Source organism: Burkholderia sp. Ap-955, assembly GCF_011753045.1.
Lineage (GTDB): Bacteria > Pseudomonadota > Gammaproteobacteria > Burkholderiales > Burkholderiaceae > Burkholderia > Burkholderia lata_D.
The window spans coordinates 65,830-92,446 of the sequence record NZ_VWWH01000022.1; the positions used below are offsets into that span (position 1 = coordinate 65,830).

Consider the following 26,617-nt stretch of genomic DNA (forward strand, 5'->3'; position numbering starts at 1 on the left):
AGGTTTCGCTGCCGCCGTCGGCGCCTTAAGTCTTCGTTAATACTGTACGCCTAGCATGGTGTTGTCGGCGAACGGTTTGGACCCCGTCCTTTCGGCGGCACGCGCGAGCGTACCGACGTCACGGCACCGCGCCATTTCTCTGCAACGGCGGCAGATCATGATCAAAAATTTCGACTACACGCTCGGCAGCGAGACGATTGCACTCTGCGCGAGCTTCGGTGCGGGGCCGGCGTGGCGCCGCGTGCTCGTGAGCCGCGCGGATTCGATGGAGACGCTGGTGGTGCTCGACGCGCGCGGCTTGTCGGGCTTGCTGAAGGTGGCGACCGAAGCGCCGGAAGGGTTGCTCGACGATGCGATCCGCAAGGTCGGCGACGAACAGCTCGTCGAGCGGGCGATCAGCGGCAAGGCGATCGTCGAAGCGGCGCTTTGACAGGGGCGGTGCGTGAGCGTGCCGGCAGGCACGGCCGCACGCACCGCGTTGCATAGCGTCGATTACGCGGCGAACCGGTCCGTCGCCGCGATCAGCGCCTCCAGGATCCCCGGCTCGTTGTACGCATGCCCGGCGCCGGGCACGATCTGGAAAGTCGCATCCGGCCACGCCTTCGACAATTCCCATGCGGTGCGCGCGGGTGTCGCGACGTCATAGCGACCCTGCACGATCACGCCCGGGATGCCCGCGAGGCGATGCGCGTCACGCAGCAGCTGGCCTTCCTCGACGAAGCCCTTGTTCACGAAGTAGTGGTTCTCGATTCGCGCGAACGCGAGGGCGTAGTGACCTTCGGCGAAGTGCGCGGCGAGTTTGGGGTCGGGCAGCAGCGTGATCGTGCGGCCTTCCCATATGCTCCACGCGCGTGCGGCTTCGAGCTTCGCGGCTTCGTCGGTGCCGGTCAGCCGGCGATGGTAGGCGGCAATCAGGTCGCCGCGCTCGGCTTCCGGAATCGGTGCGACGAAGTCTTCCCACAGGTCGGGGAACAACCACGATGCGCCTTCCTGGTAGTACCACAGCAATTCCGCGCGACGCATCGTGAAGATGCCGCGCACGATCAACGCGCTCACGCGTTCGGGGTGGGTTTCCGCGTATGCGATCGCCAGTGCGCTGCCCCACGAACCGCCGAACACCAGCCATTGCTCGGCGCCGACCATTTCGCGCAGGCGTTCGATATCGGCGACCAGATCCCACGTCGTGTTGTTCTCGAGGCTCGCGTGCGGCGTCGAGCGCCCGCAGCCGCGCTGGTCGAACAGCAGGATGTCGTAGCGCTCGGGATCGAACAGGCGGCGATGGTCGGGGCTGCAGCCGGCGCCGGGGCCGCCGTGCAGGAACACGGCGGGCTTGCCGGCCGGGTTGCCGCAGCGCTCCCAGTAGATGCGGTGGCCGTCGCCGGTGTCGAGATGGCCGTGGGCGTAGGGTTCGATCGATGGGTACACAGGCAGGCTCCGGGTAAGGGGCGACGGGAGGCGGACGACGCGCGGGCTGGTGTGCGGGCGGGGGGCTACGGATATTGCACCGCCGCAAAAATCGTTGTGTTGGCATCGGACCGGCCGCCGCCGGACAAGGCTTGTCATTATGCCCATTCGCCGCCCCCGGCGTCGGCTCGTTCCGGCGTGCGAGGCCGCCGGTGTCGCCCCGGAGATTTTTGAAGTAATTTCATTCCGATATTTTTCATACAAAATCCCGGCGGCATATCGGCGTGCCGAAGCGGGGGCGCCGGCGTGCTGCCCATCCACCGTGCCAACGGAAACCAGCCGATGAACCATCGCGTCACGCAGTTGACCGGGTTGCGCGCCGTCGCGGTCGCGATGGTGGTGGTCGGGCACGCCGAGCACGTGCTGCCCGGCGGCTACACGGGCTGGTACGCGCCGTTGCGGCTGATCGCCGACGGGCGTCTTGGCGTGCTGATCTTCTTCGTTCTCAGCGGTTTCCTGATCACCAACGTGCTGCGCGCCGAGTTTGCACGCACGGGCGGCATCGCGCTGACGTCGTTCTATGTGCGTCGCGCGTTGCGGATCTGGCCGGCCTGCTACGTGTATCTCGCGGCGGTCGCGATCGTGGCCTTCGCCGGCTGGTTCGACGTCGACCGCCGGCAGTGGCTGTATGCGGCGCTGCACCTGTGGAATTATTCGGCGTGGTTCGGGCTGACCGGCGACAACGCGCTGCATCCGGACGGCGCGTGGCATCTCGGCCATTTCTGGTCGCTCGCGCTCGAGGAACAGTTCTACTGGTTCTGGCCGCTGTTGTTCGTGTATGGGATGCGCCGCGGCGGCACGCGCTGGCTGGCCGCGTTGATCCTGGTCGTGCCGCTGGTGCGCGCTGTGACGTATTTCGTTGCGCCTGCGCTGCGCGGGCAGCTCGGGATGATGTTGCACACGGGCGTCGATCCGATCCTGATCGGCTGTTATGTGTCGCTCAATCGCGAGCGGCTTGAAGCCTGGATTCGTACGTGGCGCGGCGAGACGCGCATCGTGACCGCGATCATCGTCATCGTGCTGATCGGCATGCCGCTCGCCGAACATCGGCTCGGCGGGTTCTGGAATGCGACTTACGGCGTGACGGTTGAAGCCGCGTTGATCGCGATCGTGATCGTCGTGCTGAATTTCCGTAACGAGTTCTGGTGTGCGCGGTGGTTGCGTGCGCGGCCGGTTGTGTTCGTCGGCACGATCTCGTTCAGTCTTTATCTGTGGCAGCAGCCGTTTGCGAATCCGGATCTACAGGTTCCGCATGCGTTTCCGCTTGGGATCGTGTGGGCGCTGCTGGCTGCGACGGCCAGCTATTTCCTCGTCGAGAAACCGTTCCTGCGGTTGAAGGATCGCTATTCGGCGCGCGAGGCGCGACGCGTGCGCGACGAAGCGCTGCTCAGACCGGCGTCGCCGGAGTGCATCGAGACGAATGCGGTCGTCAAATAGGACAGTGCGGAGATTGTCCGATCGGACCAACATTGCTGCGTGGATCGGCTACGATCCCGATGCTATTTTTGGGCATCGCCGGATGCCGTGGGTTGCATAGCGCTCCCGGCAATCGACTGGATTGATCCACTTGCGGAGACACGTTTCATGCTGAAAAACTGGCGGCAGTTCCTGCCGAAGATCGGGCAAAGCATGAAGGACATCAAGGAACTGAGTCCTTCGACGATCGATGGTTACCGGATGCTGCATCAGGCCGGCGCCGAAACCGGCAACCTGGACGCGAAGACGCGCGAACTGATTGCGCTGGCCGTGGCTGTCACGACGCGATGCGACAGTTGCATCGCGAACCATGTGAAGAAGGCGATCGAACTCGGCGTATCGAAGGCCGAGCTGACCGAAGCGCTGGGTGTCGCCGTGGCGATGAACGCCGGCGCGGCGCTGGCGTTTTCTGGGCGCGTGATGGACGCGTACAACGACCTGTCGGACGCGCGCTGACGCGCCGCGTTATTTCACTATCGAAGGCGGATACCAGAAGTTCCGGTACATATCGATCCCGTACGACTTGCCGTCGTAGCGGACGATCGTGCGGACCGGGCGCTTGTCCTTGCGCTGGGGTGGATCGACACGCGCGGTGATCGACAGGTCGGCGAATCCGTGGCTCCGAAGATCGGGCCGAATGTGGTGGAGTAGGCGGGCGGGGCGCAGTCTTACTTGAAGCGTTTCTGGGAAGCGGGTGAATACCAGAAGTCGCGGAACATATCGATTCCGTATGACTTGCCGTCGTATTTGACGATTGTGCGCACCGTACGTTTTCCCGTGCCGGAGTCTTTGTCGTCGTCGCTTTCCATAGTGGCGACGTGCGCCGTAATCGACAGATCCGAGAAACCGTTGTGCGATGTCTTTTCGACGGCAATCGTCATCCGGGCGGACTCGCTACGCAGGTCGCGGGTATCGGGGACGCACACGGGGCCGGTGACAGCGACCCAGCCCTTGAGATTGGTACCGAATACAGGACGGATGCGGGCGCCGTCGCGAATCCACAGCGTCAGTTCGCTCTCGGGGTAGGCGTCTGCACAACTCGGCCTGCGTGCGCTGCTCGTGAACACGACGCCGAACGCGCGAACATCAGGCGACAGCCTGTAGGGTGCCGTGTCGATGCGGTAGCTGTTCTCGTTGATCTCCGTTACGGCATCTTCCTGAACTACCGACCGCTCGGCCGCCACGACCTTGCCACCCTCGACGAGCGCGACGACCTGTAGCTTTTTGCTCTCGTCAGGGTTCTTGCTTTTGGGCAGCGAATCGAACGCGACGGCCGCGATCGTCGTTTCCGGTGCATTCGGCATGGCCTTGCAAGCCGACGCGACGACGAGCCGGTCCGCGTCGCGCGTGGCAATGCGTGCGCTCGCGATACCGGCCCAGCGGGCGATGGCTGTAACGGTTTCGTCGCTGCAGGACTGGCTGTCGGCGGCGTGAGCGAGGGAGGCGGCGGCGAGCGTCAGCAGCGGAGCAAAACGAACGATTCTTGCGGGCATGAGGAGAGCGCTTTTTACGGATTGTCGTGGATCCCGCTTAACGGCCCGGAACGAACATCGTCAGAACCGCCACGTCGTCATGGGTGTCACGGTCCATATGATTGCTTCTCGACAAACACCAGGAAAAGTGGCACGGACGAGCATTCGAGGGAAAGGCCGCCAGACTGACGACATTGGATTGAATGTTAGCAACATTGCGCGAAGCAAGGCCTTCTATCGCGTGGCGGCCGTCGCTTCCACTTCATTGATCCCGACGACGATGAACTGGCCGTGTGGTTAGCAGACGGGGCGCCCGAGTAATTCAGACAAGAACCGGTAAGCGATGATGATATCCGCCGCCCCAAAGATCTCTAAAGCCGAGGTGATTTGAGGCGAGCGGGCGTTGGGGCTCCTTGCCGAACCATGCTCGGGACTTTCATCTGGACGAATTGTTTTGAGTTTGACAAAGTGTCTAGCAACGGCCAAACTACCCGGCATGCCAAGGAAACCCACTGGACCGAGCATGCCGAAGAAGCGGGTGCTCGTCGACGAGCCCGTCGTCGATCCATGGCTCATGCCGGGCGACGTGATCGAGGTGATGCGCGAGGCGTTCGAACTGCACGGACGCGCGCGGGCCGCGTGTTTCACCCCCCAACGTCATAGCCATGATCGCCTTGTTTCTGCAGCGAACGGGTATGTACCAAAGCGGAGTCGGAAAACGTGAAATCGCACTATGTCGAGCCGCTCAGCGGCGCCACCTATCCTTTGGACGTGCCTCGGTGGTGTTCGGACGACCGCAGGCCGCTCCTGATCTCGCCGCTGGCTGGCATTTCCCGGGACGACATCGACCGACGCTTGCGCTCCCAATGGCGCTATCGCGCGTCGCTTCCGGTCGAGATCGTGTCCCCCATCTCCATGGGGGAAGGGTGCACCCCATTGATCCAGAAGACGTGGGGCGACCACCGGCCGCATTTCAAACTGGAGTGGTTCAGCCCCACCAGCAGCTTCAAGGATCGCGGCACGACGGTGATGCTCTCGATGTTACGGCAACAGGGTATCGCGTCCGTTCTGGAGGACAGTTCGGGCAACGGCGGCGCGTCGGTGGCGGCGTATGGCGCGGCAGGCGCGATGCGCGTGAAAATTCTGGCGCCCGCCTACGCGTCGCCCGCGAAGATCGCCCAGATGCGCGCCTATGGCGCAGAGGTACAACTGGTCGATGGGCCTCGACAGGCGTGTGAGGACGAAGCCGTCCGGCAGTCCGCGAGCATCTTTTACGCCAGCCACAATTGGCAGCCATTTTTCCTCGAAGGCACCAAGTCGATCGGTTACGAGATCTGGGAAGACCTCAACTTCCAGGCGCCGGACAACATCGTCATGCCCGCAGGCGCGGGCAGTAATGTACTCGGCTGTTATCTGGCGTTCTCGGAACTGATGCGCGCGGGTCAGATTCACAAAATGCCGAGGCTCTTCGTTTGCCAGCCATTGAACTGCTCTCCTATCGATGCCAGCTTCCAGGCGGGCGTCACGACACCCGTTCCGCGCGAGGTTCGAAAGACGGTCTCCGAGGGGACGGCCATCGCCCATCCTCTGCGGCTGGCGCAAGTGGTCAACGCCGTCCGAGGGACGGGCGGCACGACCGTGGCCGTGGAAGAAGAAGCCATCGTCGAAGCGCTCAGGCGGATTGCGCGACTGGGCCTTCTGCCGGAGCTGACTTCGGCCACTGCGGTTGCAGGATTTGACCGACTCGTCCAGCTTGGGGCGATTCGGGCGCGAGAGGAAACGGTTGTCCTGCTGACGGGCACGGGTATCAAGAACGCCGAAGCCATCGCGGATATGTACTCGCGAATTGGCGACACGCCGGTATAAAGGCCCCTTCATGAAAATCGGACTCCTGAATTGCGGCGGGACCATCACGGAAAGCTACCAAAGTGATGGGACGATCGAGCGTTTATTGGCACGCGATCTGATCGCCTTGAGCGGTCAGGCAGACTGGATCGGGCATGACATCGATCCTGTCGATAGCTGCGATCTGACTTTCGCGTCAATGTGCCGGGCGCGTGACGTCATGCGGCAGGATCGCGGGAGCGAAGCCTTCGTCATGTGTTGCGGCACCGACGCAATGGAAGATGTCGCCTATGCTGCCGCGCTGCTTTTTGATCGTGACAGGCCGGTCGTTTTGACCGGCGCGGCGATCCCCGGCGGCAATGCCAATGCCGATGGTCCGCGCAATCTGGCGGATGCTGCAAATCTGGCACGCGCCATGCCGAAGGGTGCGAGCGCCCTCGTGGCCTTCGCGGGACGGATTTTCGATCCGGTCTCGATCGTCAAGGTATGGCCGCAGGCCATTCAGCCCTTCGGACCGGAAACGGCGATCCGCGGCTCCATCGAGGCCGACATTGTCACGCTCACAGGTTCGGGCGCCGTTGACGACAGTTACGCGGAACTCGATGTATCCGACCTCGGCGCCTGCGTGGCGATCGTCATGGAGACCTTCGGGGCGCTCGTGGGCTTCCCGGATATCTCCGAACTCGACGGTATTGTCGTGGCGGGCAAGGGCGCAGGGGGGTTCTCGGCGCAGTCAGAGAGACTTCTGGGCGAAGCCGCGATGCATATCCCCGTCGTGCTGTCGACACGCTGCGCCCATGGTTTCCGGGTCAATCCAGCCGTCACCAAGTATGCCTATGATCGCGCCCACAACCTCGGCCTGACCACGGCAGGTTACGACGGTCTGAACGCATCGAAGGCGCGCATTCGACTCATAGCCGAACTGGGTCGCGCCAATCGCAGCGGACAGGCCGGGCGCTGATCAGCGGACGCGGCTATTCAACGCGTTCAGCAAAGATCCAGCCGGTGCGGTGCCGGCGCGGGGGCCGGGTGGCTCCCGCGTCAGCCCCGCTTCGATCACATCTTCTCGACCTCCAGCAGGGTCCGCTTGCCTTTCACGTATTTGTAGAGCGAGATGGTGCTGTTCGTCAGGTCGCCATGCTCGTCGAACCGGATATTGCCAATCAGCGTGTTCAGATTGGTCGTGGGCATGGCGGACAGGATGCCGGCGCGCGTGACCGAGTTGGAGCGTTTCATCGCATCGACGATCACGTAGACGGCGCTGTATGCAACCGGCGAGTAGACCACCGGATCGTGGCCGTACACGGCCTTCAGTTCCTTGGCGAACGCGGCGCTGCCCGCCATCGCGGACAAATCGCCGCCCGCGACCGAACAGACCAGATTGTCGGCGGCGTCGCCGGCCAGCCGGGCCAGGTCGGTCGTGCAGACGCCGTCGCCCGCCAGGATCCTCGCGCGGAGGGCCAGTTGCTTGGCCTGCTTGGCGAAGGGGCCGCCGGTAGCGTCTTCGCCGCCGTACATGATGGCATCGGGGCGCTCGGCCTTGATCTTGGTCAGGATGGCCTTGAAGTCGGTGGCCTTGTCGTTGGTCGCATCGCGCGACAGCACCTGGATGCCTTCTGCCTTGGCGGTCTTCTCGAACTGATCCGCGAGACCCTGGCCGTAGGCCGTGGCGTCGTCGACGATGGCGACCGTCTTGACCTTCTGGTTCTTCGCGTACTTCGCGAGGGCGGGGCCCTGCTGGGCGTCGGTGCCGATCACGCGGAAGGCGGTCTTGTAGCCTTGCAGCGTGTACTGCGGGTTGGTGGAGCCCGGCGTGATCTGGGTGACGCCGTTGTCGCGGTAGATCTTGGACGCGGGGATGGACACGCCGGAGTTCAGGTGGCCGATCACGGCCACGACGCCGTCGTCGACCAGCTTCTGCGCGACATTCGTACCGATCCTGGGGTCGGCCTGGTCGTCCAGCGATTCGATCTCCAGGACGACCTTCTGGCCGCCGATGACCAGATTGCCGGCCTTGTTGATCTGCTGGGCGGCGAGCTTGGCGCCATCGGCCGCATCCTGACCCATGTGTGCAATGTTGCCGGTCAGCGGTTCGGCGCTGCCGATCTTCACGATCACGTCGGCGAGCGCGGCTTGACCGTAGACCATGGCAACGCAGGCGAGCGTCAGCGCGGCGTCGATGGGTTTGAGTTGAAGTTTCATATGCTTGAGCCTCTTGTGGAACTGGGTTGCTGTTGAAAAATGCATACGGCGTCTCCTATCGAAGTCACGACATCGGCGACATTTCAAATGTGAGTATTCGTCAGAGCAGCCCATCACCAGAGGGCAAACTGATTAGCATTGCATAGCGTTTGGATCGGGAGCCCGATCGCCCGTCAGCGGTCCGCCTGTCCCATGGACTCCTCGTTCTAGAAAGATTATCTAGAATTAAATAAAATGTATTGTAGGGGTAAACGCGTAGTCTCTAGCTTGCATCGACCAGAGGCTGAACGACTTACTGGCGTGATATGTGAAGTTGCCGCGCCAGCAGTGCGCACGGCTATCGGCATCTCGGGACTGAATGCGACCGGGATGACGCGAAGTCTCGAAGACCCCGAAGCAGCCACTCAGACCGCCAAGTACGAGCGGCCGATGTGGGGCGACGGAGTCAGCCGGTCGATGCAACAACCAGCCGCCGCTGTCAGCCAAACGTCGCCGATGGGTTGTTCAGCGTGCCCCGGTGCATCGCGAACAACAAAAAAGGCCCTTGCGGGCCTTTTCGTAGATGAAGACACGGACAACGCTTACCGCGTCAACGCCGTAAATCCCTCCAGCAACCGCTCGACATCAGCCGTCTGAATCGCGCCCATCGTCGAGATCCGGAACAGTTCCTTCGACAACCCGCCTTGCCCCGCGTAGATCACGAAGCCACGCGCCTTCAGCCCGTCATGCAGCGTCTCGTACGTCACACCTTGCGGCAACCGATACGCACGCAGCACAACCGACGATTCACCTTCCGGCAACACCAGCGGCATCCCGCGCGCCGCAAGCCCGGCTTGCGCCTGATCAGCCAGCGCCTTGTAATGCGCATGCCGCGCACGCCAGCCGCCGGCTTCGTCAAATTCGCGCAGTGCCTCGACAAGCGCGTAATACGCGTGCACGGAAGGCGTGAACGGCGTATTGCGCTGGTCCTGCAGCTTCGCGAGACGGCCGAGGTCGAGGTAGTACGTACGGCTTGCGGCCTTCGCGAGCGCGCTGCGGCGCACGATCACGAACGCTGCGCCCGGCACGCCGTGCAGGCACTTGTTCGCGGTCGCGGCAACGGCGTCGATGTCGCCGCCGGCGAAGTCGATCGCTTCCGCACCAAAGCTGCTGACGCCATCGACGAGCATCTTCACGCCACGCGAACGGCAGACTTCCGCGATCGAGCCGAGGTCGTTCAAGCGGCCCGTCGTGGTTTCGTGATGAATCACGGCGACATGCGAGTAACCGCCCGCGTCGAGCTTCGCACCAATCTGCGCGAGATCGGGCGCCTGCATCCACTCGTGCTTCAGCACGTCATGAGCGATCCCATACTGCGTCGCGATCTGCGTGATCCGCTCGCCATAAACACCATTCTCGATCACGAGCAGCTTGCCGTCTTTCGGCACGAGCGCCGCGATCATGCTTTCGACAGCGGCCGTGCCCGAACCGGTCATCAGCACGGCGGCCCACTCAGCCGGATCGAGTTCATACGCAGCGACGAGACGCGCACGTGCCTCATCCTGCAGATCGAAGAATTCGCTTTCGCGATGGCACAGATCGGGTTGCAGCAGGCTGCGGCGCACGCGTTCGGTGAGCGTGACCGGGCCGGGGTTCAGCAGCAGCATCAATGGGCTCCTTCAACGTGGGCTTCGGTCTGCGCGGCGCCGATGTGCCGCATCAGACGGGTCTTGACCTCGACCGGCGTAACGGTCGGGCGGGGCAGGCCGTCGGGCACGCCGGTGCGGATCGCGAGCCGCACGAACTGCGTACCGTCGGCCGGCGCGGCCAGTGCCGTATCGAGCACGTCAAGCGTATCGCCTTCGACCGCCGACGCATACCCGCACGCGGCAGCCACGCCCGCGAATGACACATGCTGCGATACCGTGGCCTGGCCGCCCGTCGATTCGTGCGCGCCGTTGTCGAGCAGCACGTGCGTGAGGTTGGCGGGGCCGTAGGTGCCGAGCGTCGCGAACACGCCCATGCGCATCAGCGCGGCGCCGTCGCCGTCGACCGCGACCACGCGCAGATCGGGGCGCGCGAGCGCGAGACCGAGCGCGAGCGGCGTCACGCAGCCCATCGAGCCGACCATATACAACTGGTTCGGGCGATCGTCGATCGCATAGAGTTCGCGGCCGCAGAAGCCGGTCGACGCGAGCACGACGGTCGAATCGACCGGCGTGTGCGCGATCACGCGCTGCAGCGCGTCCTGGCGGGTTGGCCACGCGTCGGCCGACGCAGCGCGCGACGACGCTTGCGCGGCGACATGCGCACGCGGCTTCGTGGCCGGGTTGGCCTTCAGCTCATACGGTGCGACGCTGCCTTTCTGCATCACGAGCGCGTACGGGCGGCCCGTCGCGTCCATGTGCGCGATCGCGCGGTCGAGTGCCGGGCCGACCTGTTCGGGGTCGGTCGGGAACGTCTCCCACGGGATCTCCATCGTGTCGAGCATCGCGGGCGTGATCGGGCCCATCAACGCGTGCTGCGGCTCGTCGGCCACGCCCGGCTGGCCGCGCCACGTGACGATCAGCAGTTGCGGCAGGCGGAATGTCCACGTGAGCGACGTGAGCGGGCTCACCGCGTTGCCGAGCCCCGAGTTCTGCATCATCGCGATCCCGCGCTTGCCGCCGAGCGTCGCGCCCGCGATCAGCGCGACCGCGTCGCCTTCGTTCGCGGCCGACACGTAATTCAGCGTCGGGTCCTGCAGCACGTAATTGATGAACGGCGTCAGGTACGAGCAGGGCACGCCCGCGTACCAGTCGAAACCGCGCTCGCGCGCGGCCTCGACGAACTGGGCCGCTTCGATCATTGCGCGCCCCCGTTGCCGGCACCCGGTTCGGACAGCGGCGTCTGGCCGTGCGCGAAGTCGCCCGCGCGGCGGAAATCTTCGAGGTCGTTGACGCCGCGCCAGTGGCCGTGCACGTACTGCACCTCGATCTTCTCGCCGGCGGCGATCAGTTCGTTGAGCAGCGACGGGATGTCGAGCGTGTCGAAATCAGGACGCGCCTGCAGTGTCGCGAGCATCGCCTTCAGGCGGTCGACACCGGCGCCGCGCACGTTCAGCAGGCCGATCCAGCGGCCGTGCGGCGTGCCTGCGGCGACGTCGCTCGATACGCGTTGCAGGTACGTCTTCTGGCCGAACAGGCCGCGATCGTCCTCGGCCGAGCAGAGTGCGAAGTCGCGCACGCTCTGGTTGGTCTCGGTGAGCGACGAATCGACCACCACGCTGAATTCGGCCTCGCTCTCCGCGAGGTCGCGCACGATGTAGCTGCGGAACAGCAGGTCGCCGTACGAGATCACGGTGTCGCCGGTCAGGCGGTCGGCTGCGCAGGCGAGCGATGCGAGTTCGCCCGTCTGTGCATGGCGCTCGTTGACGACGAGCTTGATGCCCGACGTGTCGATCGCATCGGCGCGATAGCCGCCGACCACGGTGATGTCGTTCACGCCGTGCGTCTTGAAGCCGTCGACGAGCCAGCGCAGCAGCGGCTTGCCGGCGACCGGCAGCATGACCTTCGGCTTGTCTTCGGTCACGGCTTCGAGGCCCTTGCCGCGGCTCGCGGCGAGCACGATCGCCGCATTCGACGCGCGCGACGACGACGACAGGTAGATACGCTCGGCCGCCGAGTACTCGTCGGCGTCCTGCAGGCGGAAGATCTCGTTGACCGATGCAACGCGGTCTTCGACGTTGATCAGCGTTTCGCTCTCGTGGATCTCGCGTGCGGTCGCCTGCATCGCGGAGGCCGACGCGCGGATCAGATGGTTCGCCCAGATCACGGTGCTGATGCCGGCCTGGCGGAACACGTCGGTCGGCGTGCTGTAGTACTTGGTCGGCACGATCACGAGCGGCGCCTTGCCGCTCCATTCACGCGCGAACTGCAGGATCTCGTCCGGACGCGACAGCTTGCTGTGGATCAGGATCGCGTCGGCACCGGCTTCCGCGTACGCGTTCGCGCGGCGCAGCGCCTCGTCCATCCCCCAGCCGGCGATCAGCGCTTCGACACGCGCGACGATCGAGAAGTCGGGGTCGGTCTGCGAATCCTTGCCGGCCTTGATCTTGCCGCAGAACTCGTCGATTTCAGCGAGCGGCTGGCGCTCGCCGCCGATGAAGCTGTTGGTCTTCGGGAACTGCTTGTCCTCGATACAGACGCCGGCGATGCCGCGCTGCTCGAGCTTCTTCACGAGGCGGCGCACGTTGTTGAAGTTGCCGTAGCCGGTGTCGCCGTCGAGCAGGATCGGCAGGTCGCTCGCGTCGGCCATGAATTCGAGCACGTCGACGACCTGGGTCCAGCTCGCCTCGTTGTTGTCACGCACGCCGAACTGCGCGGAGATCGCGAGGCCCGATGCCCAGATGCCCTTGAAGCCGGCTTCGCGGACGATCCGCGCGGACAGGCCGTTGTGCGCTTCCATCAGGAATTCGAGGTCGCTGCTGACGAGCATGCGGCGCAGGCGTGCGCTGCGCGATTCGGTGAAATTGGGTTCGCGTGCGTTCATCGTGCGACTCCTGCGGTGGTGCGTTGAATCAGGGGGAGGATTTCTTGCGTGGCGCGAGCGACGTCGTTCGGGAAGTCGATCTCGATCCACGGCGAGCCGGTGACGTCGGCGACGTCGAACGAGTGACCGCCTTCGAGCAGCAGGTCGCGCACGGCTTCTTCGTGCGGCATGTTCGCGCGGCCGCTGTCGACGTAGCCCGCGACGATCGTCGCGAGGCGGCGCGCGGTACCTTCGGTGAAGCGGAAGAAGCCGACCGATTCGCCGATCGTGTCGTAGTCGAGGTCGACCGCGAGCTGCTTGCGCAGCTCGACCGGCACGCCGTTCTTCAGGCACAGCTTGACGGGCTCGTCGCCGGCTTCGAAGTCGCGATCGATCAGCAGGCGGTCGACCGCCTTGTCGGCATCGGCCACCAGCGCGTGCAGGATGTTCTCGTCATACAGCACGTCGGCGTCCATCAGCAGCACGTCGCCGCCGCGCGTCATCGCATCGGCGACGGTATGCACGGTCAGCACGCTGCCGAGGTCGTAGCGGTCGTTGATCACGATCTCGGCCTGGCGGCCGAGGCGCTTCAATTCCTGCTCGACCTTCTCGTGCTGGAAGCCGAGCCCAAGCACGATCTCGTCGACGCCCGCGGCATCGAGTACGCGCAGATGGCGCTCGAGCAGCGACACGTCGTCGAAGCGCAGCAGGCACTTCGGGAACTGCGCCTCGGGCGGTTGTTGCAGGCGCAAGCCGAGGCCTGCCGCAAGAATGATGGCTCGCATGGGTTCTCCAACCAAAAAGCCGGCGGATCTGAACGATCAGTCGGCGAGCGGCTGCGGCGCACGGCGCCGCTGCCAGTTTCTTTCACTGAAATGCAGATAGAGCAGGCCGGGCAGGCCGAGCGCGAGTTCGCGCGCGCGTTTCGCAAGCGACAGCGCGAGCGCCGCGTCGGGTGGCAGTCCGACCAGCGGCGCGAGGAGCAGGTAGCCGCCTTCCTGCGCGCCGAGCGAGCCCGGGATCGCGAAGGCTGCGCCACGAATGGCCTGGCCGACACTCTCGAGCAGCAGCGCGTCGAGCCAGCTCACCGGATGCCCGAGGAAGTGCAGCGCGAGCCACACTTCCGCGGTGCCGACGATCCAGCCGACGAGACTCAATGCGAACGTCTTCGCGACCTTCGCACGATCGCGGTACAGCGCACCGACCGCATCGTCGATCGCGTCGGCGCGGGTGGCCAGCGACGACCAGTCGCGCGGGCCGAGCAGCTTCGACGCGAGGCGCAGGCCGCGGCCGAACAGTCCGCGCCGCTGCGCCGCATAGAACGCGATGGCGAGGGCGCCGAGCACGCCGGTGGCGATCAGCGCGGGCGTGCGCAGATACGCAACCGATTCGTGCGTCGCATACAGGCTGAACGCGGCGATGCCGATCAGCGCGAACGCCATCTGCGCGAGCGCCTGCATCGTCGTGCTGACCGTGACGGCTGCCGCCGCGTCGGCCATCCGCGTGCCGCGCTGCGCGAGGTGGCGCACCATCAGCACGGGGCCGCCGATCTGCCCGGCGGGCAGCAGGCTGTTCACCGATTCGCCGACCCAGCGCGCGCGCAGCGCGTTGCCGAGTTCGGCGCCCGGCTGCCCGCGGCGGAACATCACGGAGATCGCGACCGCGTCGATCGCGAGCGGCACGATGTGGAACGCCGCGACGAGCGCGAGCCCCCAGCCGGCCGCGAGGAACGTGGACGCCACGGCGCCGACGCCCTGCCAGGCCAGCAGTGCGATGAAGAGTGCGGTCCCGAGGGACAGCAGGATGAGGCCCGCGCGTGTCATGACCCGCTCGTGCGTCGCGTCGCCAGTTGCTTGAACACCTGGCGGAAACCGAAATACGCGATCGCGTCCTTCATGTTCGAGATGAAGCGCTTCCACGGCCGCATGCCGGGGTTCGTCACGTATTCGAAGGTGAGCGACACACGCATCTCGTTCTGGCCGAGCGGCGTGATGCGGTGGCGCAGCTTGTCGCCGTCGAACAGCACGATGCCGCCGTCGGCGATCTGGACGGAGCCCGGTTCGTCGGCCACGTCCGGATTGCGCGTGTGCAGCTCGTAGTCGAGCCGGCACGACGATTCGTCGATCACGCCGATCAGCAGCGTGTAGCGGCGGCCGTCGTAGTACGACGTGTCGTAGTGCCAGCCGATGTGGTCGCCGGGCTTCGTGTAGTAATACAGCGCGTACGCGTGCGGATCGTCGTCCGGCGACAGCATCAGCTTGTCGCCCGTGACTTTCTCGAGGAACGAGATCAGCGCCTTCGAGCGATACAGCTCGGCGATGTACGGTGCCTGCTCGTCGATCGTATGGCGGCTCACGCTGCCGCCCTGCTTGTGGCCGGGCAGGTAATTGCGGTTCAGGCCGGCCTGCATCGCGCGGGCGGCGTCGGCCAGCTTCGCGTGCGCGTCGGCCGGCAGGAAGGTGTCGAGATAAAGGAACGAGCCCTGGCGCGTGTAGTCGCCGCGCAGGCGGTCGAGGTCGAGCTGGCCGACGCGGTCGGCCACGGTGCGATCGGGGTCGGCTGCGGCCGCGCGCACGGGCGCGGGGCGTGCCGGGCTCAGCACGGAATCGTCGCGCGTGCTAGGAGTCATTTGGAAGCCTGGATTTCGGTTGGGTTCTGCGCAGCGGCCGGGTTCTGCGGGAGGTTGCCGCGCCGGACGATGCGCCACCAGTCGAACACGACCCACGCGGCGAACAGCGGGGCGCCGATCGACGCCGCGAGCAGGAACGGCTCGACGCCGTCGAACAGCGTGACGAGCGGCAGCAGGTACAGCACGTCTTCGGTCTCGAAGCCGCCGGCGAATGCCTGCTTGGTGCCGGCCTTGCCGGCGAACGATTCGATCCGCATGCGCAGGAAGAAGATCAGTGCGACGGCCGCGCCGGCCACCGCGCCGAGCAGCACCGGCGACGCGGCCATCTGGCCACCCTGGGCGACGATGCCGACGCCCATGCTGACGAACAGCGCGACCGTGACGAGCGCGTCTGCCGCGAGGTCGTAAAAATGACCGATCTTGCTGGATTTCCCGCTGATGCGCGCGAGCTCGCCATCGGTGTGGTCGACGAAGTTCGACAGCACGATCAGGAACGCGCCTGCATTGCTCCAGCCGAAGCCGCCGTGCGCGAGGCACCAGGCGCCGGCGAGGCCGATCAGCAGGCGAACGGTAGTGAGGTGATTCGGGGTGACAGGCGTGTCGACGAGCGGTCGGACAAGCGAGCGCGCCAGCCGCGCATCCCAGGTGCGTGGCAGGGGCGGTTCGGAACGTGTGGCGGTTTTTCTTTGGTCCATCGGCGAAATATATACGGAATTGTAATTTGGTGCTTTTTATTCGATCAATGTCCTGACATGAGGGAGTGTTACCGCGTCTTGCGGCGATCGGCCGGCCGAAAAGCGCGTGCGCGAAAGGGCGGCCAGACGAGGCTGCGGCATCCGTATTCCAGTGTGGTTCGCGTCGCGCGACTGTCAAGGACGGACGGGCCTCACAGGCCTGTGCGGCGGTGCTTTTCGCGCTTCCCGATGCGCGTCGCGCGGCGCGTGCTAGCTTGACGTGAGTCAGGTCGGGACAAGCCGCATCGGGTGACAATTGGCCGCGCCGGACGGGCGTCGATCATTGTCGATCCGCAGGCGATAAATTGCCGTTGAAATTCGTCGATTGATACGCGTGAGTTGTCGATCGGTGACCGTCTTTCTGTCCGATGCTTTCGCGCACCTTTCGTGTGCATCCGATTTAAACGGTGCGCCTGTCACAGAACGGTCGTTCGATACCCGGCAAATCCGGCAAGGATCTTTTGCATTTAGCGGACATTTCGCGGCGATTGCCTCTGCGATACTGCGACCGTGCCTGTGGTGCCGGCCGCCCCTCGCGGCCCCAAGGGCTTCATGTCGCTCAGGAGACACCCCCCGCGACGTCAACGACAGACCCAAGCGTCAGAAACCAGCCATGTCTTCATCACGCATCCTCGCTCCCGCCCTGCGTTCGCTCGTCCGCACCGCCGACGAAGCCGCCGCGCTGATCCGTCCCGGCATGACCGTCGCCATGAGCGGCTTCACGGGCTCCGGCTATCCGAAGGCCGTCCCGGCCGCGCTTGCCGCCCACATCGACGCGGCGCACACGCGCGGCGAGGACTTCCGGATCAACGTGCTGACGGGCGCGTCGACCGCGCCGGAACTCGACGGCGCGCTCGCCCGCACCAACGGCATCTCGATGCGCCTGCCGTACCAGTCCGACCCGACGTTGCGCGACAAGATCAACGGCGGCGAAGTCGACTACCAGGACGTCCACCTGAGCCACGTCGCGCAGTACGCATGGTTCGGGCTGTACGGCGATCTCGATGTCGCGATCGTCGAAGTCGCGGGCATCCGCGAGGACGGGCTGCTGATTCCGTCCGCGTCGATCGGCAACAACAAGACCTGGCTCGAACGCGCGAAGCACGTGATCCTCGAAGTCAACTCGCGCCAGCCGCTCGGCCTCGACGGGATGCACGACGTCTATTACGGCACCGCGCTGCCGCCGCACCGCAAGCCGATTCCGCTGACGAAGAGCGACGACCGGATCGGCGAGCCGTACCTGCGCTGCCCGGCCGACAAGATCGTCGCGATCGTCGAGACGGATGCGCCGGACCGCAGCAACGCGTTCTCCGCGCCGGACGCGACGTCGAAGCAGATCGCGCTGCAACTGATCGACTTCCTGCGTCACGAAGTGAAGCGCGGCCGCCTGCCGGAGAACCTGCTGCCGCTGCAGTCGGGTGTCGGCAACATCACGAACGCGGTGCTCGCGGAACTCAGCTCGGCCGGCTTCTCGCACCTGACCGCGTACACCGAAGTGATCCAGGACGGCATGCTCGACCTGCTCCAGGACGGCACGCTGGACTTCGCGTCGGCCACCGCGCTGTCGCTGAGCCCGGCCGCCGTGCAGCGCTTCGCCGACGAAATCGCGACGTTCCGCGAGAAGATCGTGCTGCGCCCGCAGGAGATCAGCAACCATCCGGAACTCGTGCGCCGGCTCGGCTGCATCGCGATGAACGGGATGATCGAGGCCGACATCTACGGCAACGTGAACTCGACGCACGTGATGGGCACGAAGATCCAGAACGGCATCGGCGGCTCGGGCGACTTCGCGCGCAACGGCTACCTGTCGTGCTTCATGTCGGCGAGCACCGCGAAGGGCGGCGCGATCTCGCGGATCGTGCCGATGGCGAGCCACGTCGATCACACCGAGCACGACGTCGCGGTGGTCGTCACCGAGCAGGGCCTCGCGGACTTGCGCGGCCTGTCGCCGAAGCAGCGCGCACGCAAGGTCATCGCGACCTGCGCGCATCCCGACTACCGGCCGATGCTCGAGGATTACTTCGAGCGCGCGTCGCGCGAAAGCTTCGGCAAGCATACGCCGCACCTGCTCGCCGAGGCGCTGTCGTGGCACGAGCGCTATGTGCGCACGGGCACGATGAAGGCCTGACGCGGAGCGAAGCAAGCGGGCGCGCGCTCTGCGTGCGCCCGTCAATCCATCGCCGCGTGCGCGATCTCCACGCTCGCCGCTTTCTGTGGCGGGCGGATCAGCAGCAACAGCGGAATCATCAGCAGCGTCGCGACGAACATCAGCTTGAAGTCGTTCAGGTACGCGATCATCGACGCCTGCTGGTTGATCGTGCCGTCGAGCAGCGCGATGTCGAGGCGGCTGCCGGCCATCGCCTGCACGGCCGGGTTGAACGGCGTGATGTGGGTCGCGAGGTCGGCATGGGCGACCTGCGTGTTGCGCGTCATCAGCGTCTGCACGATCGAGATGCCGATACTGCTGCCGATGTTGCGCATCAGGCTGTAGGTGGCCGTGCCGTCCGCACGCAGGTCGGGCGGCAGCGTCGAGAACGACAGCGCGCTCAGCGGCACGAACACGAGCCCCAGCCCGAAGCCCTGCACCACGCCCGGCCACACGATGTCCGCTTCGGACAGCACGACCGTGTACTGCATCATCTGCCACAGCGCGAGCGCGGAAATCGACAGTCCCGCAAGCAGCAGCATCCGCGCATCCACATATTTCAGCAGCCTGCCGACGAACAGCATCGCGATCATCGTGCCGGCGCCGCTTGGCGCGGTGACGAGGCCCGTCGTCGCGACCGGGTAGCCCATCAGGTTCTGCAGCATCGGCGGCAGCAGCGCGCGTGTCGCGTACAGCACCGCGCCGACCACGAAAATGAACAGCGTGCCCGTCGCGAAGTTCGGGTCGCGCAGCAGTTCCGACTTGAAGAACGACGCCTTGCCGACGGTCGCCGTATGCACGAGGAAGAACGCGAAGCTGAGCGCCGCGACGATCGCCTCGATGCGGATCTCGTACGCGCCGAACCAGTCGAGTTGTTCGCCGCGGTCGAGCATCGCCTGGAACGCGCCGATCGCGAGCGCCAGCGTCGCGAAGCCGAATGCGTCGAACTTCACATGCGGGCGCGGCGCGCGTGCGGGCAGGAAGGTCATCACGCCGGCGAGCGCGAACGCGCCGATCGGCACGTTGATGAAGAACACCCAGCGCCAGTTGTAGCTGTCGGTGAGCCAGCCGCCGAGCGTCGGGCCGAGGATCGGGCCAACCATCACGCCCATTCCCCAGATCGCCATCGCCTGGCCTTGTTTCTCGCGCGGATTGATGTCGAGCAGGATCGACTGCGACAGCGGCACCAGCGCGGCGCCGAACACGCCCTGCAGCAGACGCGCGCCGACGATCTGCACGAGCGTCTCGGACAGCCCGCACAGCGCCGACGCGACCGTGAAGCCCGCGATCGACACGATCAACAGCCGCTTCACGCTGAGCCGGTCGGACAGCCAGCCGGTGAGCGGCGTCGCGATCGCCGCCGCGACGATATAGGAGGTCAGCACCCACGTGATCTCGTCCTGCGACGCGGACAGCGTGCCCTGCATGTGCGGCAGCGCGACGTTCGCGATCGTGCTGTCGAGGGTCTGGATCAGCGTGGCGAGCATGATCGACAAGGTCAGCATCGGCCGGTTCAGGGCGGGCGAGGCGGGGGCGTCGGCGGCGGGGTTCAAGCGGGTGTCTCCACGGGGCGGTCGCCGTGAGCGGCGATCCGGTATGGCTGGAATTATAAGCACGCTTATTATATATCCGCTTATCGCCGAGGCAGGGCCGGCTTGACCCCTATAATCGCCGCATGGACAAGACTTACGAGAACCGGATCGGCTATCTGATCGCCGATGTCGCCCGCCTGAACGGACGCCTGTTCGACCGGCGCGCGAAGCGGATCGGGCTGACACGGGCGCAAAGCCGCGTGCTCGCGTACCTGACGTGGAAGGGCGAGATGAATCAGGCGCGCCTCGCCGAATGGCTCGAGATCGCGCCGATCTCGCTCACGCGGTTGCTCGACCGCATGGAAAGCTATGGCTGGATCGAGCGCATCGCGAACGACGACGATCGCCGCGCATTCGTGATCCGGCTGACCGACAAGTCGCGCGAGATCTTTCCGCAGATGCTCGAGGTGGGTGACACCGTCGCCGACGATGGGCTGCGCGGCTTCACGCCCGACGAGCGCGATACGCTGGTGCGGCTGCTCGGGCGCGTGCGCCACAACCTGATCGATTGCGGCGGGGAGTGATGTGGCCCGCCATGCGGGCGGGCCGGATGAACGACTTGAAAACACCGGGTGGCAGCACGCGATCACGCCGCGTTTGCCCGCATGCCGACATGCGGCGTTGTCATCGCGGTACCCGGCGCGGCCTTCGTCCGGCCGGCACATGACGATGCGCCCGTCGTGCTCGACGAAGCGCTTGCATGGGTGTCGACGTTGGCTCGGTTGAACCGACGCTACCCGTTACGGTCTTGCCGAGTCGATGTACTCAACGGGCCAGCGCCGCGAGCGTGAACGCCGCCAGATAAAGCCCCACCCCGTACGACAGATGCGTGATGAGACTGCGCCGCCGCGCGACGCCCGGGTTAGGCGTGCGCGACGCCGCGATGCCGAAGCCGAACGCAGGCTGCATCACGAAGAACGGCGCGACCACGCTGGCGAGGCCGGCGACGAGCGCGGGGAGCGGGGTCGGCGTGCCGATCCATTCCGGGCCCGCGATCGCGACGGGCAGCGCCGCGAACGCGATGCCGATCGCGTAATGCGCAATCCAGCCGAGCGCGCGTTCGCCCGGCACGGGTGCCGCGGCACCGATCGACACGTGCCGGAACCGGCCTTGCATCATGTGACCGATCCAGCGGCCGACCAGCGCGTAGTCGAGCGACGGAATGCCGAATGCACGCCGCCGGAACAGCGTCCATAGATCCATCACGAGCGTGGCGCCCGCGCCGATCAGCAACAGGTTGAGCAGGACGTCGGGCAGGCTCATCGCGACCCTCCGCGGAGCAGGGCAAAGGCTGCGCGGTGCAGCGGAATACAGCATGGTTTCAGCGGTTTCATGGCGATCCGGGCTTGTCTTCATGGCGTCGAACGACTATCTTGCAACTTCAAGTTCACTTGAGGTCAAGCATGAGCCGGCTGGACATTGCAGAGGTGGCGCGACGCTCGGGACTGCCCGCGTCGACGCTGCGCTACTACGAGGAAAAAGGGCTGATCGTCCCGACCGGCCGCCACGGGCTGCGGCGGCAATACGACGAGTCGGTGCTGGAGCGCCTGGCGCTGATCGCACTGGGCCGCGAGGCCGGTTTTTCGCTCGACGACATCCTCGCGATGGTCGGCACGGACGGCCTGCCTGCGATCGATCGCGCGAAGCTCGACGGCAAGGCCGACGAACTCGACCGCACGATTCGCCGTCTCGGCGCCGTGCGCGATGCGTTGCGGCATGCGGCCGTGTGCCCGGCATCGAACCATCTCGAATGCCCGTCGTTCCAGAAGCTGCTGCGCATTGCCGCGCATCGCCATCCGGCGCGCCGCACGAAGGCGGAAGGTGGGTAGGCGGCGAGTCGTTCGGTGCCAGACATCGCAAACAGGAACAACGGGGTTGCAGCGTGTGGATTTTGCTTGTGTTTCCTGCCGCGTATGCGGCATCGAGGGTCGCGCCGCATTACGGGGTGCTCGCCGGGCTCGCGACGGTGGCCGTCGTGATGGTGACGCCGCCCGTGCTGTTGGCGTTGGGAATGGATTGGGTGACACGGCGGCGCGGGGGTGTTGAACCGCCTGTGGCGACCTCACCGGCGGTACAGACCGATAGTCTGGACGACGAACCGGTTGACGGGCCCGATGACACGCCTGATATGCCGCTTCGATACGGAGAGCATGCCCGATTCAAGCAACTGGTGCTGATTGCCGACACCGGGCGGCCCGAGGTCACGCGCCGTTTCTACGACAAGGCGAAGCAGGCGATCGAAGCGTACGTGGATGTCGAGTCGGGGCGCGACGGTTCGGGCGCGGCGATGGTGTCGACGGCCGACCTCGCCCCGGCAGACGGCTTGCCCGCCGCGCCGCCGGACGAAACGCTGACCGTGTTCGTGTCGAACGACGGTGCGTGGTCGGGGTTTCGCGTCGGCGACGACAGCTTCCGGTTCCGCCACGGCGCAATCACGAGATTGCGACTCACGCACGTGATGCCGGTTCGCTGGAACGGCGACTACATGGTGACGTTCTGGTTCGACGTGCCGAAGCGGGAGCACAGGACCGATTACAACGCGTATTCGACCGGGTTCGATCTCGGGGTGAACCGTGCCAGCCGCCATTCCCGCTCGCTCAACCAGGCCTTTCGCCAGATTGCGTCGGTGCTCGACGTCCCGTTCGACGTCGACGAGATCGGCGACGACTGATTTATCCCGCGTAATACACGCGGCATTCCTGCTCGCGCCCGCGCACGATGCGCTTGCCGGCGAGCGAGCCGTACGTTTCGGTGAAGACGGTGCGCTGATGCTCGCGTTGCAGGGCGTCGTAGAAATAGAGCGACACCCAGTCTGTCGGGCGGGACGCCTCCGGCGTGCGCATCGCGGCGTGCAGGCACAGCGCGGTGAAATGCCAGCCGCCCTTGGTCATGTGCATCACGGGCAGCGGCACGGTGTCGTCCGCATTCGGGCGCCGATGCGCGGTGACGCGTTGCACGACGCCAGGCGTCGGCAACACGCCCGCGGCGGCCTTGTTGCGGTACAGGCGGTCGATGTAGAGCAGCAGTTCGACGGGCGGCTCGGTGCCGCGACCGGCGTCCTGCACGTGGCCCTGCCAGCGCCGGCGGCGGCTCAGCACGTCGTCGAGCGCGGTGCGGATGCCGGCCGCGCGCCGCGGGCCGACGCCCGAGATCGTTTCGAGCTGGCCGTTGCGGGCCGCGCGTTCGAGTTCCTCGAGCGTATCGATGTGCAGCAGGTCGTGAATGCGCAGCGCGAGCGCGTGGCCGATGCCCGGCACTGCTTCGAACGCGGACGTGCGTTCGGCGTCGCCGCACAGCCGGTCGAGCTGGCGCCAGCGCCCCGTCACCAGCAGCTCGGCAATTGCCTGGGCGACGCCCGTGCCGACTTCGGGCAGCATCCCGAGCGCATCGACGCCGCCGGACTCGAACAGGGTGCGGATGTCGAGGTCGAGCGCGTCGACCGTCTCCGCCGATGCGCGGTATGCTGCGACCCGGTACGGATTCGCGCCCTGGTCAGCCAGCCGCTGCGCCGCCTCGCGCAGGCAGGCCGCGATATGCCGGTTTTCCTCAAACGTTTGGCTGACGGTCATCTGCATGGCGAGGGACCTGGGGACGCACAAACGGAATGGACACGGCTAAAGATGCGCCGGTCGGCTTTTCATCATTGTCACGACACGCGATGAAGAAAACTTGACGCACGTCAATGGCAAACGTAGCACAGGTTCGAAGCGCACGGTCGTGCCGGAAAGCGGCACGACCGTGCGTCGCGTGACGCGGTCACGCGTCGAGGAACGATTGCGCATTTTCGGCCTCGGCGGCCGTGCGCAACGCGGCGAGCGCCCGTTTCTCGATCTGCCGCACCCGTTCGCGCGACATGCCCGCGTCCTGCGCGATCGCGTCGTAGGTATCGGGCTCGGCGCCGCCGAGGCCGAACCGCCGGCGCAGCACGTCGGCCTCGGCCGGCGTGACCGACCGGAGCAGCGACCTCACGCATTCGCGCATGCGGGTGTCGGCCAGTTGCTCGAACGGGCTGGCCGACGCCTGGTCCTCGATCAGCTCGACGAGGCCGGTGTCGGCGTCGGGCAGCGGCGCGTCGAGCGACACGGGCTCGGCAGGCAGCGCGAGCACCGCGCGCAGCTTGTCCTCGTCGAGGCCGGTTTCGGCCGCGAGGTCGGCCGGCGTCGCCCGGCGGCCCATGCGCTGCCGAAAACGCAGCGCATGCCGCTGTACCCGCTGGTACTGGTCGCCGACGTGCACGGGTACGCGGATCGTGCGGGCGCGATCCGCGACCGCGCGCGCGATCGCCTGGCGGATCCACCAGGTCGCATAGGTCGAGAACTTGAACCCGCGCCGGTATTCGAATTTCTCGATCGCGCGCATCAGGCCGAGGCTGCCGTCCTGCACGAGATCGGGCAGGTCGACGCCGCGGTTCATGTACTTGCGCGCGATCGACAGCACGAGCCGCAGGTTCGCCTCGAGCATCGCGCGCGTGGCGTCGCGCACTTTCTGCTGGCCGTCGGCAAGCGCTGCGGCGAGCGCCCGTCGCGCGACCGTGTCGAAGCAGGCGGCTTCGCCCGCCGTGGCGCCATGCGGCGCGGACACGAGCGTGCGCACGACGCCGCTCGCGTCGTCGACGGCCGGTGCGACCCACGTGATCGAGCCGAGCAGGGCGGCGACGTGGTTGCGTGCGTCACGGTATTCGGCCGAACGGAAGCCCTGCGCGTGCAACGCGCCGCGCAAGGCTGCGACGGCCGCCTGCAGCGCGTCGTAGCTGGCCGGCGCAGGCGTGTCGCCGGCGTCGTCGTCGGACGATCCGGCTGCGCTGGTCGAAGCCGTTGCGCGATGACGTGCAAGCAGCGCGTCGACCGCCGCCGGATAGCCGGCGAGCGCGTGCAGGATCTGGTGGCGACCCGTCTCGATCTCGCGCGCCAGCACGATTTCGCCTTCGCGCGTGAGCAGCGGCACCGCCTGCATGCGGCGCATGTAGAGGGCGAGCGGATCGGTCGATGCGCTCGTGCCGCGTGCGAGGTCGCCGAGCATCGCGCGGCCTTCGTCCAGCGCATCGCGATCGACGTCGACAGGCGCCGAACCGGCGAACGGCGCAGGCGCGGCCGGCTCGTCGAGCACGGCGATGCCGATGTCGGCGAGCGCGGCGCGCACGACGTCGAGCGCGTCGGGACTGTCGCTTTCGGGCGGCAGCGCGTCGACGAGGTCGGCGTGGGTCAGATAACCCTGTTCGCCGGCGAGCGCCAGCAACTGGATGATCGGATCGAGCGGCGTGTCCGCCCGGGGAGTGGGCCGTGGCGTAGTCATGTCGATGGCGGCGTGAGCCGCGTTCCTGTCTGGGCGGGCCGAAGTCCGCTGGTTTCGGGCCGCCGGTTGCTCGCGAACCCTCGTCCGCGCCGGCCAGCCTGACATCGTTCAAGTTGAGGGCATTTGCGCGAACTTCAACGCGAGCGCGGCAAACGTGCCAGCACGCGGCGTGCCCGCGCGCCCGTCCGGTGCAGGAAACAAAAAGTAACTGATCATACCGAGCGGAAATCTGCAGGGGACGTAAGCTAGAGTCAGGCGCGCGCCCGGCGGCGACGCGCGGATTCTGCCGGAGCAACACATGACCCCGATTCCTGCTGCGAGGTGTGCGGTATTTGCATTGACGACCCTGACCTTCGGCGGCTGTTATTACACGAGTCCGTATGGCTATGCTCCGTACTATGCACCGGCGCCGGCCACGCTGACGCAGCGCGAGATCCCCGTCACGCCGGCTGCACCGGGCACCACTGCGCCGGGCTCGGCTGCGGCGGCGGTCGCGCCGCCGGTGGTCGACCCGGCTCCCGTCTATGTCGCGCCGGCCTATCCGCCGCCGTATCCCTATCCGTATCCGTACTATGCCCCCGCGTATTACCCGGGCTGGTACGGCTGGGGCGCACCGGCGATCTCGGTCGGCTTCTGGGGCGGATGGGGCGGCGGCTGGCGTGGACGCGGCGGGTACGGGCATCGTCCGTGGGGCGGCGGCCACTGGGGTGGCGGCTGGGGCGGGCATCGGCATTGACCGGCGCGCGGCGGCACCGTGCGGGAGAGCATCATGAGGAACACGATTGTCCGAAGCCTGTGCGTCGTCCTGCTCGGCCTGGCGGCTGCGCCAGGTATTACACAGGCACAGAGCACCGGCTACACGAATTCGCCGGCCGAACTGTTCGCCGGGCCTGCGCCCGACTATCCGGTCGTCGCGCAGATTCCGCCGGGCACCGCGCTGGACGTGTTCGGCTGCCTGAGCGACTACACGTGGTGCGACGTCGCGCTGCCGGGCGTGCGCGGCTGGATCGACGCGCAACTGATCGACTATCCGTACCAGGGCGGTTACGCGCCGCTGCTCGAATATGGCGCGATCATCGGCGTGCCGATCACGGGGTTCGCGATCGGGGCGTACTGGGATCGCCACTACCGTCACCGGCCGTGGTTCCACGACCGCGATCGGTGGGAACACCGCGCGGAACCGCGGCTCGGCCCGGGCGGCGTGCCGCCGGGACAGGGGCGCCCGCAACCGGGCGGGCCGCCGCAGGCCGCACCGGGCGGACCGCCCCCCGTGCATG

At 66.2% G+C, this 26,617-nt stretch carries 26 protein-coding genes and 1 pseudogene; 12 read left to right on the forward strand and 15 right to left on the reverse strand.

Going from position 1 to position 26,617, the window contains the following annotated elements:
- Positions 1-157: 157 nt before the first annotated feature.
- Positions 158-430, forward strand: coding sequence for a hypothetical protein (locus tag F3J15_RS15105; protein WP_166892073.1), 273 nt, complete (start codon positions 158-160; stop codon positions 428-430).
- A 62-nt stretch (positions 431-492) separates the two neighbouring features.
- Here F3J15_RS15105 and pip read toward each other — a convergent pair whose 3' ends face one another.
- Positions 493-1,425: a prolyl aminopeptidase gene (gene pip / locus F3J15_RS15110; RefSeq protein ID WP_166892076.1), complete on the reverse strand. Its 933-nt coding sequence runs from the start codon at positions 1,423-1,425 to the stop codon at positions 493-495.
- A 321-nt stretch (positions 1,426-1,746) separates the two neighbouring features.
- On the opposite strand from pip, the gene F3J15_RS15115 reads away from it, so the two are divergent.
- Together F3J15_RS15115 and F3J15_RS15120 are read left to right on the forward strand one after the other, a co-directional pair.
- The gene (locus F3J15_RS15115) at positions 1,747-2,901 is read left to right on the forward strand and encodes an acyltransferase (protein WP_166892079.1); all 1,155 of its coding nucleotides are present in this window, start codon (positions 1,747-1,749) and stop codon (positions 2,899-2,901) included.
- 150 nt (positions 2,902-3,051) lie between these two features.
- Positions 3,052-3,396 (forward strand): carboxymuconolactone decarboxylase family protein, encoded by a 345-nt coding sequence (locus F3J15_RS15120; protein ID WP_166892144.1) that lies wholly within the window; start codon positions 3,052-3,054, stop codon positions 3,394-3,396.
- 9 nt (positions 3,397-3,405) lie between these two features.
- On the opposite strand, the pseudogene F3J15_RS37760 reads toward F3J15_RS15120, so the two are convergent.
- A pseudogene (locus F3J15_RS37760) lies at positions 3,406-3,561 on the reverse strand (multidrug ABC transporter ATPase); the annotation flags it as partial.
- Between the two features lie 47 nt (positions 3,562-3,608).
- Complete coding sequence (locus F3J15_RS15125; RefSeq protein ID WP_166892082.1) at positions 3,609-4,433, reverse strand: multidrug ABC transporter ATPase; 825 nt, start codon at positions 4,431-4,433, stop codon at positions 3,609-3,611.
- 502 nt (positions 4,434-4,935) lie between these two features.
- Here F3J15_RS15125 and F3J15_RS15135 point away from each other — a divergent pair.
- Genes F3J15_RS15135 through F3J15_RS15145 form a run of 3 tightly spaced genes read left to right on the forward strand, consistent with a single transcriptional unit; the run spans position 4,936 to position 7,218 of the window.
- A complete protein-coding gene (locus F3J15_RS15135; protein WP_166892085.1) occupies positions 4,936-5,136 on the forward strand; it encodes a PIN domain nuclease in 201 nt (66 codons plus the stop codon).
- The gene (locus F3J15_RS15140; protein WP_166892088.1) at positions 5,133-6,278 is read left to right on the forward strand and encodes a threonine synthase; all 1,146 of its coding nucleotides are present in this window, start codon (positions 5,133-5,135) and stop codon (positions 6,276-6,278) included. Before F3J15_RS15135 ends, F3J15_RS15140 begins: the two co-directional genes overlap by 4 nt.
- A gap of 10 nt (positions 6,279-6,288) precedes the next feature.
- Complete coding sequence (locus tag F3J15_RS15145; protein ID WP_166892090.1) at positions 6,289-7,218, forward strand: asparaginase domain-containing protein; 930 nt, start codon at positions 6,289-6,291, stop codon at positions 7,216-7,218.
- 95 nt (positions 7,219-7,313) lie between these two features.
- On the opposite strand, the gene F3J15_RS15150 is transcribed toward F3J15_RS15145, so the two are convergent.
- The 8 genes from F3J15_RS15150 to F3J15_RS15185 form a co-directional block, all read right to left on the reverse strand.
- Positions 7,314-8,405, reverse strand: a complete 1,092-nt coding sequence (locus F3J15_RS15150) for a branched-chain amino acid ABC transporter substrate-binding protein (RefSeq protein ID WP_240158796.1) — start codon at positions 8,403-8,405, stop codon at positions 7,314-7,316.
- A gap of 635 nt (positions 8,406-9,040) precedes the next feature.
- On the reverse strand, positions 9,041-10,105 hold the full coding sequence (locus F3J15_RS15155; protein ID WP_166892095.1) for a 2-aminoethylphosphonate aminotransferase: 1,065 nt from the start codon (positions 10,103-10,105) through the stop codon (positions 9,041-9,043).
- Positions 10,105-11,286, reverse strand: a complete 1,182-nt coding sequence (gene aepY, locus F3J15_RS15160; RefSeq protein WP_166892098.1) for a phosphonopyruvate decarboxylase — start codon at positions 11,284-11,286, stop codon at positions 10,105-10,107. The genes F3J15_RS15155 and aepY overlap by 1 nt, the downstream gene beginning before the upstream one ends.
- Entirely contained in the window at positions 11,283-12,968 is a 1,686-nt protein-coding gene (gene aepX / locus F3J15_RS15165) for a phosphoenolpyruvate mutase (RefSeq protein WP_089432528.1), read from the reverse strand. Before aepX ends, aepY begins: the two co-directional genes overlap by 4 nt.
- Entirely contained in the window at positions 12,965-13,732 is a 768-nt protein-coding gene (locus tag F3J15_RS15170; protein ID WP_166892101.1) for a phosphocholine cytidylyltransferase family protein, read from the reverse strand. The genes aepX and F3J15_RS15170 overlap by 4 nt, the downstream gene beginning before the upstream one ends.
- A gap of 36 nt (positions 13,733-13,768) precedes the next feature.
- Positions 13,769-14,770 (reverse strand): HpnL family protein, encoded by a 1,002-nt coding sequence (locus tag F3J15_RS15175; RefSeq protein ID WP_166892104.1) that lies wholly within the window; start codon positions 14,768-14,770, stop codon positions 13,769-13,771.
- Complete coding sequence (locus tag F3J15_RS15180; protein WP_069251321.1) at positions 14,767-15,576, reverse strand: 2OG-Fe(II) oxygenase; 810 nt, start codon at positions 15,574-15,576, stop codon at positions 14,767-14,769. The genes F3J15_RS15175 and F3J15_RS15180 overlap by 4 nt, the downstream gene beginning before the upstream one ends.
- Positions 15,573-16,271, reverse strand: coding sequence for a CDP-alcohol phosphatidyltransferase family protein (locus F3J15_RS15185; protein ID WP_089442772.1), 699 nt, complete (start codon positions 16,269-16,271; stop codon positions 15,573-15,575). Before F3J15_RS15185 ends, F3J15_RS15180 begins: the two co-directional genes overlap by 4 nt.
- 652 nt (positions 16,272-16,923) lie before the next feature.
- On the opposite strand from F3J15_RS15185, the gene F3J15_RS15190 reads away from it, so the two are divergent.
- Entirely contained in the window at positions 16,924-18,438 is a 1,515-nt protein-coding gene (locus F3J15_RS15190) for an acetyl-CoA hydrolase/transferase family protein (RefSeq protein WP_069251323.1), read from the forward strand.
- 41 nt (positions 18,439-18,479) lie between these two features.
- Here the strand turns inward: F3J15_RS15190 and F3J15_RS15195 are convergent, their stop codons facing one another.
- Positions 18,480-20,009, reverse strand: coding sequence for a DHA2 family efflux MFS transporter permease subunit (locus F3J15_RS15195; RefSeq protein ID WP_166892107.1), 1,530 nt, complete (start codon positions 20,007-20,009; stop codon positions 18,480-18,482).
- 122 nt (positions 20,010-20,131) lie between these two features.
- Between F3J15_RS15195 and F3J15_RS15200 the strand changes: the two genes are divergently transcribed.
- On the forward strand, positions 20,132-20,572 hold the full coding sequence (locus tag F3J15_RS15200; protein ID WP_047850156.1) for a MarR family transcriptional regulator: 441 nt from the start codon (positions 20,132-20,134) through the stop codon (positions 20,570-20,572).
- 241 nt (positions 20,573-20,813) lie between these two features.
- Here the strand turns inward: F3J15_RS15200 and F3J15_RS15205 are convergent, their stop codons facing one another.
- Positions 20,814-21,311, reverse strand: coding sequence for a DUF2938 domain-containing protein (locus F3J15_RS15205; protein WP_166892110.1), 498 nt, complete (start codon positions 21,309-21,311; stop codon positions 20,814-20,816).
- A gap of 140 nt (positions 21,312-21,451) precedes the next feature.
- Between F3J15_RS15205 and F3J15_RS15210 the strand changes: the two genes are divergently transcribed.
- On the forward strand, positions 21,452-21,877 hold the full coding sequence (locus tag F3J15_RS15210) for a helix-turn-helix domain-containing protein (protein WP_166892114.1): 426 nt from the start codon (positions 21,452-21,454) through the stop codon (positions 21,875-21,877).
- A gap of 116 nt (positions 21,878-21,993) precedes the next feature.
- Positions 21,994-22,719 carry a hypothetical protein gene (locus tag F3J15_RS15215; protein WP_166892117.1) on the forward strand — a complete coding sequence of 242 codons (726 nt, stop codon included), beginning with the start codon at positions 21,994-21,996 and terminating at the stop codon, positions 22,717-22,719.
- Between the two features lies 1 nt (position 22,720).
- On the opposite strand, the gene F3J15_RS15220 is transcribed toward F3J15_RS15215, so the two are convergent.
- Both F3J15_RS15220 and F3J15_RS15225 read right to left on the reverse strand, forming a co-directional pair.
- Positions 22,721-23,623 carry a helix-hairpin-helix domain-containing protein gene (locus F3J15_RS15220; RefSeq protein WP_069251328.1) on the reverse strand — a complete coding sequence of 301 codons (903 nt, stop codon included), beginning with the start codon at positions 23,621-23,623 and terminating at the stop codon, positions 22,721-22,723.
- A gap of 181 nt (positions 23,624-23,804) precedes the next feature.
- Positions 23,805-25,340, reverse strand: a complete 1,536-nt coding sequence (locus F3J15_RS15225) for a sigma-70 family RNA polymerase sigma factor (RefSeq protein WP_166892120.1) — start codon at positions 25,338-25,340, stop codon at positions 23,805-23,807.
- 298 nt (positions 25,341-25,638) lie between these two features.
- Here F3J15_RS15225 and F3J15_RS15230 point away from each other — a divergent pair, with 298 nt between their 5' ends.
- The gene (locus tag F3J15_RS15230) at positions 25,639-26,076 is read left to right on the forward strand and encodes a hypothetical protein (protein ID WP_089447480.1); all 438 of its coding nucleotides are present in this window, start codon (positions 25,639-25,641) and stop codon (positions 26,074-26,076) included.
- A 33-nt stretch (positions 26,077-26,109) separates the two neighbouring features.
- On the forward strand, positions 26,110-26,617 hold a 508-nt coding region (locus F3J15_RS15235; RefSeq protein WP_345891962.1), incomplete at its 3' end, for an SH3 domain-containing protein.

Excerpts from the sequence above, each read along its gene's own strand:
- F3J15_RS15105 (WP_166892073.1), top strand. The coding sequence starts at position 158 with ATGATCAAAAATTTCGACTACACGCTCGGCAGCGAGACGATTGCACTC.
- F3J15_RS15115 (WP_166892079.1), top strand. The coding sequence starts at position 1,747 with ATGAACCATCGCGTCACGCAGTTGACCGGGTTGCGCGCCGTCGCGGTC.
- F3J15_RS15125 (WP_166892082.1), bottom strand. The coding sequence starts at position 4,433 with ATGCCCGCAAGAATCGTTCGTTTTGCTCCGCTGCTGACGCTCGCCGCC.
- F3J15_RS15135 (WP_166892085.1), top strand. The coding sequence starts at position 4,936 with ATGCCGAAGAAGCGGGTGCTCGTCGACGAGCCCGTCGTCGATCCATGG.
- F3J15_RS15145 (WP_166892090.1), top strand. The coding sequence starts at position 6,289 with ATGAAAATCGGACTCCTGAATTGCGGCGGGACCATCACGGAAAGCTAC.
- F3J15_RS15150 (WP_240158796.1), bottom strand. The coding sequence starts at position 8,405 with ATGGTCTACGGTCAAGCCGCGCTCGCCGACGTGATCGTGAAGATCGGC.
- F3J15_RS15155 (WP_166892095.1), bottom strand. The coding sequence starts at position 10,105 with ATGCTGCTGCTGAACCCCGGCCCGGTCACGCTCACCGAACGCGTGCGC.
- aepY (WP_166892098.1), bottom strand. The coding sequence starts at position 11,286 with ATGATCGAAGCGGCCCAGTTCGTCGAGGCCGCGCGCGAGCGCGGTTTC.
- aepX (WP_089432528.1), bottom strand. The coding sequence starts at position 12,968 with ATGAACGCACGCGAACCCAATTTCACCGAATCGCGCAGCGCACGCCTG.
- F3J15_RS15170 (WP_166892101.1), bottom strand. The coding sequence starts at position 13,732 with ATGCGAGCCATCATTCTTGCGGCAGGCCTCGGCTTGCGCCTGCAACAA.
- F3J15_RS15175 (WP_166892104.1), bottom strand. The coding sequence starts at position 14,770 with ATGACACGCGCGGGCCTCATCCTGCTGTCCCTCGGGACCGCACTCTTC.
- F3J15_RS15180 (WP_069251321.1), bottom strand. The coding sequence starts at position 15,576 with ATGACTCCTAGCACGCGCGACGATTCCGTGCTGAGCCCGGCACGCCCC.
- F3J15_RS15185 (WP_089442772.1), bottom strand. The coding sequence starts at position 16,271 with ATGGACCAAAGAAAAACCGCCACACGTTCCGAACCGCCCCTGCCACGC.
- F3J15_RS15190 (WP_069251323.1), top strand. The coding sequence starts at position 16,924 with ATGTCTTCATCACGCATCCTCGCTCCCGCCCTGCGTTCGCTCGTCCGC.
- F3J15_RS15200 (WP_047850156.1), top strand. The coding sequence starts at position 20,132 with ATGGACAAGACTTACGAGAACCGGATCGGCTATCTGATCGCCGATGTC.
- F3J15_RS15205 (WP_166892110.1), bottom strand. The coding sequence starts at position 21,311 with ATGAGCCTGCCCGACGTCCTGCTCAACCTGTTGCTGATCGGCGCGGGC.
- F3J15_RS15210 (WP_166892114.1), top strand. The coding sequence starts at position 21,452 with ATGAGCCGGCTGGACATTGCAGAGGTGGCGCGACGCTCGGGACTGCCC.
- F3J15_RS15220 (WP_069251328.1), bottom strand. The coding sequence starts at position 23,623 with ATGCAGATGACCGTCAGCCAAACGTTTGAGGAAAACCGGCATATCGCG.
- F3J15_RS15225 (WP_166892120.1), bottom strand. The coding sequence starts at position 25,340 with ATGACTACGCCACGGCCCACTCCCCGGGCGGACACGCCGCTCGATCCG.
- F3J15_RS15230 (WP_089447480.1), top strand. The coding sequence starts at position 25,639 with ATGACCCCGATTCCTGCTGCGAGGTGTGCGGTATTTGCATTGACGACC.